Raw genomic sequence first — 16,869 nt, 5'->3', positions numbered from 1 at the left:
CTTCATCATCTACTAAATCTTAAATACTCAGCTTTACTTGTATTAGATAGAATAAATCTGCCTACTGAAAATCACATAATAAAAAAGCCTCGGTGATAAGGCTTTGAGTTTTATGATTGTTCCTTAGGCCCAGAGTAGACTTCAATGTGTTGTCCTAGTACCTTGATGTCGACTGGTAGATTATCTGATTTATCGCCATCAACATCGGACTCTAATTCGATATCAGAAGAAATTTTAATAGTACGTGCCTTTATATATTCAATATTTTCATTCTCTACAAGATCTCCTTTTAACAAATCCGGAATCAAAGATAATTTAGAGAATATAGAAGCATCTTTCAAAATTAAAATATTTGCATATCCATCCTTGTTTTCTTCAAAGATTTTTTTATCGGCAAAATAATTTGTGAGAAGTACTAAAACATGACTTGCTTCCCCAAGGTAATTTCCATTTTCGGTTTCGACTTTAATGTTAAAGACTTGATCTGTCATGACAGACTTCATGGTATTAACTGCATAAGCCAAGATACCAAATTTCGTTTTATCTTCAATTTCAACATTATGAATGGCTTCAGGGAGAGACCCGATACTAAAGATATATCCAAAATAGTGACCATTTGCTTTTCCGATATCAATCTTATCAGTTAAATTGAAATCTAGCTCTTCAATAGCTCCGTCAATATCTTGATTGATTTCTAAAAGTTTTGTAATCAGGTTACCAGTACCACCTGGTATAATTCCCAGTTTAGGAATATAGTCCCTTTCAGCAATCCCTGAAATGACTTCATTGACTGTACCATCTCCACCAAAAACTAGGATTGATTCATATCTTTCTCTAGCAGCTTCTTCTGCGAAATTTGTCGCATCTTTGGCTTTTTGAGTAATTTTAGTTTCCACATCATCAAAATACTCTCTTGCTTTATTCTCCAACTTCTCTTTGTAATCTAAAGCTTTTTCTCCTCCAGAAGTCGGATTGATAATTAGCATTATTTTTTTCACTCTGTATTTTCTCCTTAAAATTGAAATAGAAAGGTTATTCTCGATGAAAATCAAAGCATAAACTAGGGAACTAGCCGTAGGCTACTTTGAGTCTGTATATTAGCCTGACGTGGTTTAAAAAGATTTTCTAAGAGTATTAACCTGACGACACATGACATTTTCGTGTATTGCTATTATACAATGAAATGTTAAAAAATAGAAATAAAATGCTTTTAATATCGATTTTTATCTCATATTAAAAAATGATCTATTTTTTAATAGTAGGTTATTCTTAATCATCCAAACTAGTCTCTCTCCTCCACACGATGGAATATAGTTTGTAGATATAATTGCTATTTTCTAGTTCCGGATAAAGATAAAACTCACTTGAAAGAATATTTTCCCCATATATAAGTCAGTCTTTGTCTGACTAGCTACTAGCAGATAGACGAGTTAATGTTTAGTGTCTATTTATGAAAATAAAAATACTTCAGAGGCAGGCACAGCTAAGCATAGCAAAAACTCAATTTTTAAGAGAATATGAAATAATACTCAATCAAAATCAAATAGCAAACTAAAAAGCTAGACACAGCTTGCTTAAAGCAGGGCTTTGAGGTTACAGCTCAAACTAACGGGTCAGCTCAAGACACTGTTTTGAATTTGTAGATTAGACTGACATGGTTTGAAGAAATTTTTGAATAAGATGAATATCTCTATAATAAAAGGCATATTATTAAGTGTTTTTGACACCTGATAACATGCACTTTTCTGATTTTAAAGATTTTGCCAGTTTTATTATCATTTAAGATAAGACATTTTCATTATGCTCTTCATCATCATCAACAAACTGTTCTTTTACCAAATCCTTGATATCACTTTTGATACTTTTGGTATCTATAATAGAATCTTCACCGAGTTGGTGAAATGTCGCTTTATCGCTAATAGTATATTCTTGTTCATCGTCATATTTTTTGGTTATCAATCGAATCATCTTTCGTCTTAAAGATTTTTCCCCTTTGATGTTTCCTCTTTCTTTTATCCATGCCACTGCTAAAATGACCAGCATTAGACAACCGACATAACCTAAAAGAGGATACATAATAGATACCAATTCTTTAAACCCCATAAAAGATAAACCATACCCTATAGCGACCGTAGCAATTAGAATAGGATAAAAGCGCTTAGGTTTGTTTGAAGAGAAACGTTTTGCCAAGGCATAAAATAAACTGAAAGCTGTATTAAAAATGAGTCCAAAAATAATTAGAGCATACAGTAAAGAAAATAGAGGGTGGATTTGCTCCGCAATTGTTAACATAGGGATATCAACAGTTGAAACAAGTTTTATATTGGCGTATAAAATACCAGTTGCTACGGTAATAATCAAACTAACTACAAGTCCACCTAAGAGACCACTTTTTTCCGCAACACCAATTCTCATGACAGAACCTCCTAAGACAAATGCCATGGATACACCAGTCATAACAGTTAGTGCGAAATAATTTAGTAAAGAAACCCAGACATTGGGCATCGGAGAAGAAAGTGTAGCTGTGATTGCTTCTAATTCTTCAAAATCAAAACTTCTCCCTACGAACGTATGAACTGCCATAATGATAATCATGACAAAGACCAAAGGAGTAAATATCCCAAGAACGCTGGTAATCTTTTCAAAATTAAGAAAACTGACAATAATGACTAAGATAGCACAAATCAATCCTCCCAACCAAAATGGCAAACCAAATTGTTGGTTAAGGTTTGAACCAGCCCCTGCAATCATAACAAAACCAATTACAAAACAAGAAACAATTAAAGCAAAATCAAGAATCTTATTAGTAATAGGCCCGGCAATTTGGGAAAGAACTTCAAAATGATCATTTGAACGGAAATAGCTTCCTAAGGTAATGATAATTTTACCAAAAATAATACTTATGATTCCAAGAACAATCGTTCCAATGATACCCCATTTACCAAAACTAACAAAGTATTGCATTAAATCTTGGCCTGAAGATAATCCAGCACCAATAACAACACCGACATAAGCTAATGCTATATTTAAAATACGTTTTAACACTATTTTCTCCTAACCGTTATCACTACAATAAATGACTGCTTATTTAGTATACTATATTCTTATATTGTTGTCAAAAATATAAGTATTAGAACCTTGTACATAGAAATATTTCTGCACGATATAGTAAGATAACACAAAGACTAGTCAGCTACTAATCAAACTTTATCCTCCTCAATTGTTTGGAGATATTGGCTGCTCCTACGCCAGACAAGTATCACAAAGATAGCAAGACATTAGACATACATACAACATTCAACCGATACATTCCAGATGATGACGGCACTAAGACTTTTGCAAACTTTCGAACTACCTACTTAAAATTGAGATACTAGACAAAATGATTGAACTAAATCGTCTAAGCGAAACAACCGATAAGAATTGGCATAAAAGCGACCGCATCTTTGTCACAAACACCGGTAAGCCAATCCATAGTTCCATTCTAAGCAAATCTCTCCAGCGAGCAAACGAACGCCTAAAAAAGCAATTCCCAAACGTCTGTCCCCTCACATTTTCAGACATACTACCATCAGCATTTTAGCAGAAAATAAAATCCCTCTAAAAACAATCATGGACAGAGTTGGTCATTCTGATTCTGAGGTCACTACTTCCATCTACACCCACGTCACAAAGAACATGAAAGATGAAGCAATCAATGTACTGGATAAAGTTATGAAAAAGATTTTTTAAAAAGTTTTGCCCCTTTTTTGCCCCCTAAATACAAAAATAGCCCTTCGGATAAAATCCGAGGGGCTAGAAACGTTGTTAAATCAACGGCCGAACTTTTGAATTTCAAGGTTCGGGATAAAATAGTTCACTGAACTATTTTATTTTTTAAGGTTGTAGAATGATTTCAATCCACGGTATTCAGCTACTTCACCAAGTTGGTCTTCGATGCGAAGCAATTGGTTGTATTTAGCGATACGGTCTGTACGTGAAAGTGAACCAGTCTTGATTTGTCCTGCGTTAGTTGCAACTGCGATGTCAGCGATTGTTGAATCTTCAGTTTCACCTGAACGGTGTGATACAACGGCAGTGTAACCAGCTTCTTTAGCCATTTCGATAGCATCAAATGTTTCAGTAAGAGTACCGATTTGGTTAACTTTGATAAGGATTGAGTTAGCAGCACCTTCTGCAATACCTTTTTCAAGGTAAGAAGTGTTTGTTACGAAGAAGTCGTCACCAACCAATTGAACTTTACCACCAAGACGTTCAGTAAGAGCTTTCCAACCGTCCCAGTCGTTTTCATCCATACCATCTTCAATAGTGATGATTGGGTATTTGTTTACCAATTCTTCAAGGTAGTCAATTTGTTCTGCAGCAGTACGTACAGCAGCGCCTTCACCTTCAAATTTAGTGTAGTCGTAAACTTTACGTTCTTTATCGTAGAATTCTGATGAAGCACAGTCAAATCCGATAAATACGTCTTTACCTGGAACATATCCAGCAGCTTCGATAGCAGCAAGGATAGTTTCAACACCGTCTTCAGTTCCTTCGAAACGAGGAGCGAATCCACCTTCGTCACCTACGGCTGTTTCCAAACCACGAGATTTAAGGATTTTCTTAAGAGCGTGGAAGATTTCAGCACCCCAACGAAGAGCTTCTTTGAATGATGGCGCACCAGCAGGTACGATCATGAATTCTTGGAAAGCGATTGGAGCGTCAGAGTGAGAACCACCGTTGATGATGTTCATCATTGGAGTTGGAAGAACTTTAGTGTTGAATCCACCAAGGTAGCTGTAAAGTGGGATTTCAAGGTAGTCAGCAGCAGCACGAGCTACAGCGATAGACACACCAAGGATTGCGTTAGCACCCAATTTACCTTTGTTAGGAGTACCGTCAAGTGCGATCATAGCACGGTCGATAGCTTGTTGATCACGTACATCGTAGCCGATGATAGCTTCAGCAATGATGTTGTTTACGTTGTCAACAGCTTTTTGTGTACCAAGACCACCGTAACGAGATTTGTCACCGTCGCGAAGTTCAACTGCTTCGTGTTCACCAGTAGAAGCTCCTGATGGAACCATACCACGTCCGAAAGCACCTGATTCAGTGTAAACTTCTACTTCAAGTGTTGGGTTACCGCGTGAGTCTAGGACTTCGCGAGCGTAAACATCAGTAATAATTGACATTTTTTACTCTCCTTATGAGTTAAATTTTTTACACCTCTATAATACCTTAAAACCCCTCCTTTTTCAAGAAAAAACGTTATCTTTGTGCAAATTTTCCTTAACTTTATAAAGTAATCGCTTTCTTTTGTCTGTTTTATTCTAACTTTTATGATATACTGTTTTCATGACAGATTTATCAAAACAATTACTTGAAAAAGCTCATGGTGGGCCTAAATTAAATCCAGATGAGCAAAGACGATATCTTGGTACTTTTGAGGAAAGAGTTCTTGGATATGCAGATATTGATACGGCAAATAGCTCTCAATTAGAAAATGGATTTTTATCTATTTTAGAAGACCTTCAGGAAAAGGCTGAGCCACTATTTGTGAAGATTTCACCAATTATCGAATTTGACAAGCAAGTTTTCTACTTGAAAGAAGCCAAAGAAACCAATAGTCAAGCTACTATAGTATCTGAAGAACATACTTCTTCTCCTTTCGGTTTGGTTATTCACACCAATGCACCAGTGCAAGTAGAAGAAAAAGACCTTCGACTTGCTTTTCCAAAACTTTGGGAAGGTAAAAAGGAAGAACCTGCCAAAACATCCATCTGGAAGAAATGGTTTGGCTAAATCTTAGGCATCTTTAATAAATGTCCAATATTGGTGGCCGTATGCTCCAAATAGAGACTGGCATTTTTCAAACTATCTTCTAGTGGTTCACTTTTCTCCAAAATAGAAAAGGTAGCTTGGATATTTTCAAATGGTAGGGAAGGTAAATCTTCAGAGAGACTACCGCAAATAGCAATAACAGGAACTCCGACAGGGGTTCTTTTTGCAACACCTATAGGCGCTTTCCCTGCTAAACTTTGACGATCTAGTCTTCCTTCACCAACGATAACCAAATCAGCATCTGAAACTTTCTTATCAAAGTCAATCAAGTCTAGGCAGGTGTCAATTCCAGATACGATACTTGCCTGAGCAAAGGCACACAAACCGCCAGCAATGCCTCCACCAGCTCCTGCTCCTTTCAGTTCCAATGTTGTAGGGGAGACTTTTTCATAAAAATCTTGTATTGCCTGATCTACTGCCTCAAACATAGTAGGGTCTAGGCCTTTTTGCTTTCCAAAAGTGTAGGTCGCACCTTTGTGTCCACATAAGGGACTCACGACATCTGCTAAAATACGAATGTGAACATCTTCAGGAATTTTATAGCAATTTTCTGTTGAAACAGAAGCTAATTTTAGTAAGGATTGACCGCAAGCCGGCAAGACATTTCCATCCCTATCATAAAATAGATAACCTAAACCCGCAGCGATCCCCAGTCCTCCGTCATTACTGGCCGTGCCACCAACACCGATATAGATATCTTTAATCCCTTGAGCAATGAGATGACGAATCAACTCTCCAATACCACAAGTTTGGATTTGAAGTGGATTTCGTTTCTCTATCGGAATTTTTCCAAGGCCAACCAAATCAGCTACTTCAAATAGTGCCAGTTCCCCTTTTTGAAAATAGTGCATGGCTTCTTTTTGTCCAAAAGGGCCTGTCACTTGGATCCATTTTTCTTCAAGGTTAATAGAATGCCGAATAGCATCAACAGTACCTTCTCCACCATCACCAACAGGGCAGAGGAGACAGTCTACATCTGCTATTGATTGTTGGAAGCCTCTTTTAATAGCTTCAGCAACTTTCTGTGCGCTTAAGCTTTCTTTAAACGAATCTGGCGCAATTACAATCTTCATATTTTCCCTCGTTCTAAACAGTCAATCAAAGGAAGAACTTCTAAAAAATCCCTCTTGTCAACATGATGTGGTATTTCTTTTTTCAGCACTTCTTTAGCACAAAAAGCAATTCCCAGTCCTGCTGATTTCAACATCAATAGATCATTGGCCCCATCACCGATTGCAACTGTTCTTTCTTTAGGGAGTTTGAGTTCCTTTCTCCATTGTTCCAGAGTTGCTTTTTTGAGTTCAGGGCTTATAATTGCTCCAACTAATTTTCCTGTTAGAAGACCGTCTTTAACTTCAAGTTGGTTGGCAGAGAAATAGGTAATGCCAAGGGATTTAGCTAATCTCTCAACTATTGGTGTAAATCCACCGGACACCAAACCAACTAGGATGCCATTCTTTTGGAGAATAGAAATGAATTCATGTGCATTTGGCGTTAAATGAATAGAGTTAAAAACTTTCTCAAAGACCGAAACAGGAAGACCTTTTAATAAAGCAACTCTTTTTCGTAAACTGCTTTCAAAGTCCAACTCTCCTCGCATTGCCCGACTTGTAATCTGCGAAATTTCCTCCTCACGATCTACCTCTCTTCCCAACAAATCAATCACTTCCTCTAGGATTAAGGTCCCATCAACATCCATGACACACAAGCCTTTTACTTGAGACATCAGTTCTCCTCTCTAGATAGCCTAAAAATCGTATGAAGTCATCATACGATTTTATCTATTAGTTAATTAAACTATGGTATAAGTCAAGGTATGATTTGCAGGCTGTATCCCATGAGAAATCACACTCCATAGCTTGTTTTTGTAAGTTTCTCCAAACGTCAGGATGGTTTCTGTACAAGTCCAATGCTGTTTGGAAAGTCCAATTTAACCAATAAGGAGATAGATTATCAAAGCTAAAACCAGTACCGCTTCCTTCGATTGGATTGAAAGCGCGGACAGTATCTCGCAAACCACCAACTTCATGAACCAATGGCAAGGTTCCATAACGCATAGCCATCATTTGAGACAAACCACACGGTTCAAAACGACTCGGCATGAGGAAGAGGTCACAAGCAGCGTAGATTTCTTGAGCAAGTTGGACATCAAAAGTAATATTTGCTGATAGCTTGTCAGGATAAACTTGAGCAAACCATGAGAAAGAGTGCTCAAAGGCAGGATCGCCTGTTCCTAAAAGAACTATTTGAACATCTTCCTGTAAGAAGCGATGCAAACTTTCGACTACGACATCAAAACCTTTTTGACGTGTCAAACGAGAAACAATTCCCACCAGTGGAACGTCAGCTCTAACTGGCAAGCCAACTCTTTCTTGTAATTTTGCCTTGTTTTGGGCTTTCCCAGACAAATCTTCCTGATTAAAATGATAGTCTAAAAGAGCATCCGTCTGAGGATTATAAAGGTCAGCATCAATCCCGTTCACGATACCAGATACCTTGCCAGACTCCATTCGAAGAATCTGATCCAAGTTACATCCGAACTGACTGGTCATAATTTCATGAGCATAACTAGGTGAAACGGTTGAAACACGGTCAGCATAAAGAATACCAGCCTTCATCCAGTTCAGACAGTTGTTCCATCGAAGGGTACCATCAGCGTAACGTTCAAAGCCAACTCCAAACAAATCCCATAACATTCCTTCTGAAAATTGTCCTTGGAATTCCAAATTATGAATAGTTAAAACAGTTTTAATTCCTTGATAGGCTTGAATCCAACGGTATTTTTCCTTTAACAAGAAAGGAATCATGGCTGTATGGTAGTCATGAGCATGGAGAAGATCAGGAATAAAGTCAATCCTTTCCATAGCCTCAATAGCAGCCAGTTGGAAAAAGGCAAAGCGTTCTCCGTCATCAAAATCACCGTAAACATGACCACGGAAGAAATAATATTGGCTGTCAATAAAGTAGAAGGTTACACCGTTTAAGACGGTTTTCTTAATCCCACAGTACTGTCTGCGCCAACCGACGCTCACCTCAAAATGAAGAACATCTTCAATTTGATTTCCAAATTTAGCCTCTACCATGTCATAGTAGGGTAAAATCACTGCAACTTCGTGCCCAGCTTTTACCAGTGATTTAGGAAGAGCGCCAATGACGTCTCCCAAACCACCTGTTTTTGAAAAGGGTGCACCCTCTGCTGCTACAAATAAAATTTTCATGAATGAATATCCTCTGTTACTTTGCTACCTTTCTTAACGACAACTGGATGTTCTGCCGTTCCTCGAATCACAACACCAGGCTCAACTTCAACACCCTTGTCCAAGATAGCATATTCGACCTGAGCTCCTTCTCCAATAACAACACGAGGGAAGAGTAGGCTATCTTTAACCAAGCTATCCTTGTGAACATGAATATTACGTGATAGAACAGAATTAGCCACTTGACCTTCAATGATACTACCAGAAGCAAACTGAGAAGTACTTACCTTAGATGTATTGGCATAGTAAGTTGGCTCTTCGTTTTTGACCTTTGTATAAATCTTTTGGTTTGGTGAGAAAAGAGAATAGAATTTTTGCGATTCAAGCATATCAATATTTGCTTGATAATAAGACTCTACAGAGTGAATATTTGCCAGATAACCTGTGTACTCGTAGGCAAAAGCTCCTTCTTTTGCAGCCAAATCCCGTAAAACATAGCGCAATTTCTCTGGATGTTCTTTTTTAGCTTCTTCTTCCAAGCGTTCAATCAACCACGGTGTATCAACGACAAAGATATCCGTGGACATGTTGAACGTTTCATCTGTTGACTTGCTATCAAAGAGTTTATGAGAACGAACATGGTCTGTTTCATCCACTTCCAAGATTGCGTTTACTTCTGAAACATCTTTCTTAGCTAGTTTTTTATAAACTACAGTGATAGGCCCTTTTGTTGTACTATGTAGGTGGAAAACTTGGTTCAAATCAATGTTAATCAAGACATCGCAGTTGAGGGCAACCGTTTGGTTTGAGCCAGAGCGTTTTAAATAAGTGAGCAACTGTTGGTAATATTCTTTTCCAACTGTACTACTTTCCACACGGGTATTGTAAATTCCTAGGTAGTAATGGCTAAGAAGGGTTGATAAGCCCCACTCGCGTCCTGAACGAATATGGTCAAAGACTGAGCTGATATTATCCTGCTGGAAAATACCAAAGACGCTGCGAACACCAGCATTGGCAAGACTTGAGAGCGGGAAGTCAATCAAACGATATTTCCCACCAAATGGCAAACTTGCTACTGGACGGTGGTCCGTCAATGTCGACATATCATGAAAACCAACTGTATTTCCTAAAATGGCAGAATATTTATCAATCTTCATCTGTTGCTACCCCCACTACTTCATCATATCCTACAACTTGTACTTCATCTGTTCCATCAATTTCGACACCGTCAGAAATAATCGCACCTTCACCAATAATGGCACGTTTAATCTTAGCTCCTTGACCAATGATAGCTCCACTCATGATAACTGAATCAACAACTTCCGCTCCTTCGCGAACTTGCGCGCCTGTTGAAAGGATAGAATGTTTAACAGTTCCATCGACAAAACAGCCATCGACAACCAAGGAATCTTCCACATCAGCATTTGCACCAAGGAAGTTTGGTGGTGAAATCAAGTTTCTTGAGTAAATCTTCCATTGACGGTTACGACTATCCAAGGCATTCTCTGGAGAAATGTACTCCATGTTGGCTTCCCAAAGTGACTCAATCGTACCAACATCTTTCCAATAACCACTAAATTCGTAAGCATAAACACTTTCACCTGACTCAAGGTAATTCGGAATGACATTTTTACCAAAGTCTGACATATCTACATTGCTCTTTTCAGCAGCGACTAACATATTACGAAGGCGTTGCCAATCAAAAATGTAGATTCCCATAGAAGCTTTTGTAGATTTAGGTTGAGCTGGTTTTTCTTCAAATTCAACAATACGATTGTTAGCATCTGTGTTCATGATACCAAAACGGCTTGCTTCTTTAAGAGAGACGTCTAAAACTGCTACTGTCAAGCTGGCATTATTATCCTTGTGAGACTGGAGCATATCATCATAGTCCATTTTGTAGATGTGGTCCCCAGATAAAATCAAGACATACTCAGGATTGACACTGTCGATATAGTCGATATTTTGGTAAATAGCGTGACTAGTCCCTTCGAACCAACGATTTCCTTCACTGGCAGAATAAGGTTGAAGAATAGAGACACCAGAATTGATACCATCTAGTCCCCAGCTTGAACCATTCCCTATATGGTTGTTGAGAGCAAGAGGTTGATACTGTGTAATGACCCCAACATTATGAATCCCTGAGTTGGCACAGTTTGATAGGGCAAAGTCAATGATACGGTAGCGCCCACCAAATTGCACAGCTGGTTTTGCGATGCTTTGAGTGAGTTTACCGAGACGAGTTCCTTGCCCACCAGCAAGAATCAAAGCTAACATTTCATTCTTCATTTTCTACTCCTTTTTGGTTTTTACTTGTGACGGTTTTAGTAGGTTTCAAGCGGCGTTTGATTTTCCATACACTAGCTCCCATAGCCGGTAGGGTAAAGGTTAAGGTCTGCTCATAATCTTTCCATAATCCTTCTTGCGTTTGAACAGTTTGATTATGTTCTTTCCAAACGCCTCCCCACTCTTCCAACTCAGTATTCCATACTTCTTCGTAAATTCCTGCAACGGGTAGTCCGATTGTAAAATCTTTCCGTTCAACAGGTGCCATATTAAAGACGCAGACTAGCATGTCGCCCTTCTTACCCTTACGGATGAAGGAAAGAACACTCTGGTCTCGATTATCCGCATCGATGATTTCAATGCCATCATAGCTGGTATCAATTTCCCACAGACAGCGGTTGTCTTTGTAAAACTGGTTTAGCTGAGAAGTGAAATACTTCATCTTAGCATTCATTGGGTCTTCTAGGTTAGACCATTCTAGTTGTTCTTCAGATTTCCATTCTAGGAATTGACCGTATTCGCTACCCATGAAGAGCAATTTCTTACCAGGGTGACAAATTTGGTAAGTGTAGAGATTGCGTAAGCCTGCGAATTGATTGTAACGATCTCCCCACATCTTATGCATCATACTCTTCTTACCATGAACCACTTCATCGTGCGAGAATGGCAAGAGATAGTTTTCATTGAAAACATACATAAAGCTGAAAGTCACCAAATTAAAGTCATATTTACGATAAATCGGATCTTCTTCGTAGAAACGGAGGATATCATTCATCCAGCCCATATTCCATTTGTAGTCAAATCCTAGACCACCTAGCTCTTTCGTCCCCGTAATCTTGGTTGCAGACGAACTTTCTTCTGCAATCATCATCACATCTGGATATTCTAACTTAATAATCTCATTCAAGCGTTGAAGGAAATAATAACCTTCATAGTTGAGATTTCCCCCATCTTTATTAGGTGTCCATGGAGCATCATCATAGTCTAAATAAAGCATATTGCTAACTGCATCCACACGAATACCATCCAAATGATAGACATCAATCCAATGCTTAATACAAGAAATCAAGAAGGACTGAACTTCATTTTTTCCAAGGTCAAAATTAAGGGCACCCCAACCATAGTTATGAGCCTTATTATGGTCTTGGTATTCAAAAGTCGGTGTCCCATCATAATAGGCTAAGGCATCATCGTTGATGGTAAAGTGACCAGGTACCCAGTCTACGATAACCCCAATATTATGGATATGACACTCCTCGACAAAATCTTGAAACTCCTCTGGTCGGCCATAAGCATGCTCTAAAGCGAAGTACCCCATGAGCTGATAACCCCAACTCAAACCGAGAGGGTGGGACATCAAAGGCATAAACTCAATATGAGTATAGTTCATCTCAACTAGGTAAGGGATAAGTTCATCCTTGAGCTGGGCAAAACTATAGGGACTACCATCAGGATTTCTTTTCCATGAGCCAGCGTGAACTTCATAGATATTGACAGGACGTTCAGCAAAGCCCCAACGTTTTCTTCGTGCCAGCCAAAGTCCATCCTTCCATTTCTTTTCTGGAAGCTCTGTTACGATTGCCCCTGTTCCTGGACGCGCCTCATATCTGACAGCAAAAGGGTCAATCTTCATCAGTTGATGACCATTTTGACGTGTGACATGATATTTGTAAATATGCCCTTCTTGAGCCATGTTGGTAAAGACTTCCCAGACCCCAAAGTCATTTCTTACCATTGGAATCTGACCCTCAATCCAGTTGGTAAAATCCCCCACCAAGTGGACAGCCTGAGCATTGGGAGCCCATACACGAAATGTATAACCATACTCTCCATTTAGCTCTTCCCTATGTGCTCCTAGATAATGCTGAAGGTGAAAATTTTCTCCTGTCATAAAGGTGCGCAAAGCTTCTCTTTTATCCATAATACCTCCCCTTTTCTGTAAGCGTTTTCTATGTTTTTATTATACTACCTTTTTAGAGAAGATTCAAGTAAATTACTATACTTCTTTAAAATTATTTTGAAAATCTACAAAAAGTTCACTTTCTCGTTCAATTGTAAAGCAATATTTTTTCAAAAAAATGTGAAAACGCCTTTCTTTTCTCTACTATAATACCAAAAAGTTCGTATTTTTGCTACCAATATTATTTTTTTATAGCAAAAAATAAAACCAGGAAAATAATTTCCTGATTTTACACGTTTGATGAAAGTATTTATCAAATTTTCTATACAAGTGAGTTGTCAGCTAAGTTCTTTCTATTCGTTCACTTCCAATGATGTGTTAGAATAGCGAGATAGATGGTCTTTATAAAACACTCAAGACGGCTAGACTAATATCATCTAAAACATTATCTTCTTTTGAACGACTATTAGTTACCAACATAGCTAAATTTCCTGCATTTTCAAATTGATAGGGTTCTGATTTAGCATTCACAACCACCAAGAGGTGTTCTTTCCCATGAACTTCATAGATAAGGCAGCCGCTATGTTCAATCGCGGAATGCACAAAGACATGATGGTAAATTTCATCATAGCTAGAGTAAGAAAAGGCACCAGTTTTTGTCTTCAATCGGATGACTTGACGAATAAATTCAATACTGTCTTGACGCTCATTGATCAAATCCCAGTTGACTTGGTTCACACTGTCAGGAGCATTATAGCTATTCATCGCACGCTCTCTATCATCATGTGTCAACTCACCATTCTCACCAGTCGCAACCAGTTTGGTACGACCAAATTCTTGACCGATTTCCATAAAGGCCATCCCCTGCATGAGTAGATTCATGGCTGTGGCTGTCTCAACCTTGCGCATGATTTGTTCTGAACTTTGGTCTGGATGAAGGGTTGCCAATAAATCGTGAAGATTGTAATTGTCATGGGCTTCCACATAGTTAAGCACCTGATTGGGATGTGTATAGGTTCCTAATTCACGACTTCCTAGGATTGCTTTAGCTAGAATTGGCTCTGTCGCAGCACCACTGACAAAACCTGACTTGATAGCACCGTAAACTTCTCCACCTTTGACAGCATCACGCTGATTGTCATTAAAGAAACCAATATTTGGCATTTCGTAGGCGTTGTCTTTCTTAGCCTTATCATAAGGGGCAAGGCCTGTTCCCATATCCCATCCTTCTCCATAGAGGATAATGTTAGGGTCGATTTCATCCAAGCTCTGACGAATCATCTGCATGGTCTTGACATCATGAATCCCCATCAAGTCAAAACGGAAGCCGTCAATATTGTATTCCTGCACCCAGTATAGAAGAGAATCAATCATATACTTGCGGAACATTTCGTGTTCACTGGCTGTTTCATTTCCAACACCCGTTCCATTCTGGAAGGTACCGTCTGGATTCATACGATAATAGTAATCAGGGACTGTTGTTTGGAAAGGTGCATCAACAACTGAGAAGGTATGGTTATAGACCACATCCATAATAACACCAATACCCGCATCGTGGTAAGCTTGAACCATGGTCTTCAAATCACGAATGACCTGAGCTGGATCCTCTGGATTAGTTGAAAAACTAGTTTCTGGCGCGTTATAGTTTTGTGGGTCATAACCCCAGTTGTAGGTTACATTCCCGTCCTCATCGTATTCTTTGTGACGGTCTGCAATTGGTTGCAACTGAACATAATTGTAGCCCAACTTCTTGATGTGATCAAAAGCAGTTGACTGATCGTACTGGTTAACCGTTCCAGTCTGAGCAGCACCCAAGAACGTTCCTCGAAGATGTTCATCCACACCTGAGGTCGGTGATTGGGTCAAATCACGAATATGCATTTCACAAATAACTGCCTTACATGGATTTTCCAAACGCCAAGCAGCATCAGAACCATGCTTGACCTCGAAATTTTCAACCTGCTTTTCTGCATGGTTCAGAATAGCAGAACGTTTGCCATCAGGACTGGTCGCAATGGTGTAAGGATCGCGTGTCAGTGTTTGGTGGTGGGGGAATTGGACTTGATACTGATAAGCCTTACCAGTCAAATCTTCCTCAACATCCAAACTCCAAACACCAATAGTATTGTCCTTATGGTTATAAGAGTAGCGATTGCCTCTCTCCATATCAAAAGTCTTCCAAACAGGTGCATCATTAGTAGCTGATTCATAAACCACAACCTGCACTGCTGTCGCTGTTGGTGACCAAAGGGAAAAATGAGCCTGATTGTCCTCTACACGGCAACCCAACTCCCCTTGGTAACCCCAATGATGGTCAAAACTAGCACTGTTAATGGCCTTATCAAAGGCAAAAGGATTTTGATTTTTATAGAAAGGACTGGCAATAGCAGGATTTTCAGAGTAATAAATACGATCATCCCCTTCCAAAATCCAGACCTCCGTTAAGAGAGGATAGTGATTAAAACGGATAGCATATTCTTTACTGGTTTGGCCAGTATGAACCACAAAATTCAAGCTTTCTAGGGCATGAACGCTTGGGTGTTCAAAACTAAATAAAGCACCAAAATAATCTTCTTGGTAAGTTAGTAAATCAATTCGGTGGTCATGGCTTTTTACAAAAGAGCAAGTGTCATATTCACCATTCTTGCGATGGTAATGAATGCGCATAGGGTAGGTATACATTTTTATTTTTCCTTTTTATTTTTAATTTATTTCTGTTTCACTAATAAATTCTTGATCAATCTCGTCTCGATTGACAAAAAATTCGATGTGATGATGGCAGACTTGAAGTTCAACTGGGGTATCTCCTCCATATTCCCCATCTAGGTTCAGCATAAATGGTTCTTGGTCATCTAAAACCTCTAAACGTAGTTTGCTCGTTTTAAGGTATTCAATATTGACATCTGAGACATGCTGACCACCATTGATTGCCTGTATCAATAAGCCCAACATATCAAATAACTTGTCTGTCTTGACCAAAATCAGAGTAAAATTGCCATCGTCTAACTTGGTGTCAGGGGCTAACTGCTCAAACCCTCCAATGGAATTGGTCAAGGCAACAAAAATCAAGGACACATCACCTTCAAAAATCCCCTGATCATGGGTGATTCTCACTGGACGAACCTTGGTCTGAGGGAACATTTCAATACCTTTTGCCACATAGGCAAAATAACCCAGACGCGTTTTGACTTCACTTGGAACACTGTAGGTCAATTCTGTTAGAGTACCCGCAGCAGCAATATTGATAAAATATTTATCCTCAAAAGCACGACCGATATCCATATGAATGGTTTCATTTTTAGCGATAATCTGAGCAGCTGCAACAGGATCCCCTATTGGAATTTTTAGGGCACGCGCATAATCATTAGTCGTCCCTGTTGGGATGATGGCAAGCCGAGGTCTCTTATCGAGCGAGGCAATCCCATTAACTACCTCATTGATTGTCCCATCACCACCTGCAGCAATAATCAAAGCAAAACCAGCTTTGGCTGCTCTCTTAGCTTCTTTTTGTGCTGAAAGAGGTTCTGGAGTCGTTTGAAAGGCACTGGTTTCATAGCCGATGTCTTCCAAAACATCCAGCACTTCTGCTATATTTTTCTTGATAATTTCCTGCCCTGAGGTTGGGTTATAAATTAAACGCGCACGTTTTCTTTCTTCTGTCAT

General features: G+C 39.0%; 12 protein-coding genes and 1 pseudogene. 2 read left to right on the top strand and 11 right to left on the bottom strand.

Annotated elements, in window-relative coordinates:
* Positions 1-110: 110 nt before the first annotated feature.
* Together WKI23_RS03850 and WKI23_RS03845 are read right to left on the bottom strand one after the other, a co-directional pair.
* Positions 111-998 carry a diacylglycerol/lipid kinase family protein gene (locus WKI23_RS03850; RefSeq protein WP_175880736.1) on the bottom strand — a complete coding sequence of 296 codons (888 nt, stop codon included), beginning with the start codon at positions 996-998 and terminating at the stop codon, positions 111-113.
* 781 nt (positions 999-1,779) lie between these two features.
* Positions 1,780-3,045: a hypothetical protein gene (locus tag WKI23_RS03845; protein WP_368079008.1), complete on the bottom strand. Its 1,266-nt coding sequence runs from the start codon at positions 3,043-3,045 to the stop codon at positions 1,780-1,782.
* Between the two features lie 337 nt (positions 3,046-3,382).
* Here WKI23_RS03845 and WKI23_RS03840 point away from each other — a divergent pair.
* Positions 3,383-3,732 (top strand): annotated as a pseudogene (locus WKI23_RS03840) (tyrosine-type recombinase/integrase).
* A 137-nt stretch (positions 3,733-3,869) separates the two neighbouring features.
* Here the strand turns inward: WKI23_RS03840 and eno are convergent.
* Positions 3,870-5,174, bottom strand: coding sequence for a surface-displayed alpha-enolase (eno, locus tag WKI23_RS03835; RefSeq protein ID WP_000022821.1), 1,305 nt, complete (start codon positions 5,172-5,174; stop codon positions 3,870-3,872).
* A 163-nt stretch (positions 5,175-5,337) separates the two neighbouring features.
* Here eno and WKI23_RS03830 point away from each other — a divergent pair, with 163 nt between their 5' ends.
* Positions 5,338-5,784, top strand: a complete 447-nt coding sequence (locus WKI23_RS03830; protein ID WP_368079007.1) for a DUF1694 domain-containing protein — start codon at positions 5,338-5,340, stop codon at positions 5,782-5,784.
* On the opposite strand, the gene WKI23_RS03825 is transcribed toward WKI23_RS03830, so the two are convergent.
* The 8 genes from WKI23_RS03825 to WKI23_RS03790 form a co-directional block, all read right to left on the bottom strand.
* Positions 5,781-6,896: a glycerate kinase gene (locus WKI23_RS03825; protein WP_368079006.1), complete on the bottom strand. Its 1,116-nt coding sequence runs from the start codon at positions 6,894-6,896 to the stop codon at positions 5,781-5,783. The two genes, WKI23_RS03830 and WKI23_RS03825, sit on opposite strands and share 4 nt — an antisense overlap.
* Positions 6,893-7,549 (bottom strand): phosphoserine phosphatase SerB, encoded by a 657-nt coding sequence (serB, locus tag WKI23_RS03820; protein WP_368079005.1) that lies wholly within the window; start codon positions 7,547-7,549, stop codon positions 6,893-6,895. Before serB ends, WKI23_RS03825 begins: the two co-directional genes overlap by 4 nt.
* 58 nt (positions 7,550-7,607) lie before the next feature.
* A complete protein-coding gene (gene glgA, locus WKI23_RS03815; protein ID WP_368079004.1) occupies positions 7,608-9,041 on the bottom strand; it encodes a glycogen synthase GlgA in 1,434 nt (477 codons plus the stop codon).
* On the bottom strand, positions 9,038-10,177 hold the full coding sequence (gene glgD, locus WKI23_RS03810) for a glucose-1-phosphate adenylyltransferase subunit GlgD (protein ID WP_368079003.1): 1,140 nt from the start codon (positions 10,175-10,177) through the stop codon (positions 9,038-9,040). The genes glgA and glgD overlap by 4 nt, the downstream gene beginning before the upstream one ends.
* On the bottom strand, positions 10,167-11,309 hold the full coding sequence (locus WKI23_RS03805) for a glucose-1-phosphate adenylyltransferase (RefSeq protein WP_368079002.1): 1,143 nt from the start codon (positions 11,307-11,309) through the stop codon (positions 10,167-10,169). The genes glgD and WKI23_RS03805 overlap by 11 nt, the downstream gene beginning before the upstream one ends.
* Positions 11,299-13,227 (bottom strand): 1,4-alpha-glucan branching protein GlgB, encoded by a 1,929-nt coding sequence (glgB, locus tag WKI23_RS03800; protein ID WP_368079001.1) that lies wholly within the window; start codon positions 13,225-13,227, stop codon positions 11,299-11,301. Before glgB ends, WKI23_RS03805 begins: the two co-directional genes overlap by 11 nt.
* A 381-nt stretch (positions 13,228-13,608) precedes the next feature.
* The gene (gene pulA / locus WKI23_RS03795) at positions 13,609-15,888 is read right to left on the bottom strand and encodes a type I pullulanase (RefSeq protein WP_368079000.1); all 2,280 of its coding nucleotides are present in this window, start codon (positions 15,886-15,888) and stop codon (positions 13,609-13,611) included.
* Positions 15,889-15,909: 21 nt separating this feature from the next.
* Complete coding sequence (locus tag WKI23_RS03790) at positions 15,910-16,869, bottom strand: diacylglycerol kinase family lipid kinase (protein WP_368078999.1); 960 nt, start codon at positions 16,867-16,869, stop codon at positions 15,910-15,912.

It is taken from the genome of Streptococcus pseudopneumoniae (assembly GCF_038148955.1).
In the GTDB taxonomy this organism is placed as follows: Bacteria; Bacillota; Bacilli; order Lactobacillales; family Streptococcaceae; genus Streptococcus; species Streptococcus pseudopneumoniae_T.
The sequence above is the reverse complement of the archived record's forward strand: the minus strand, read 5'-3'. Positions and strand labels throughout refer to the sequence as shown.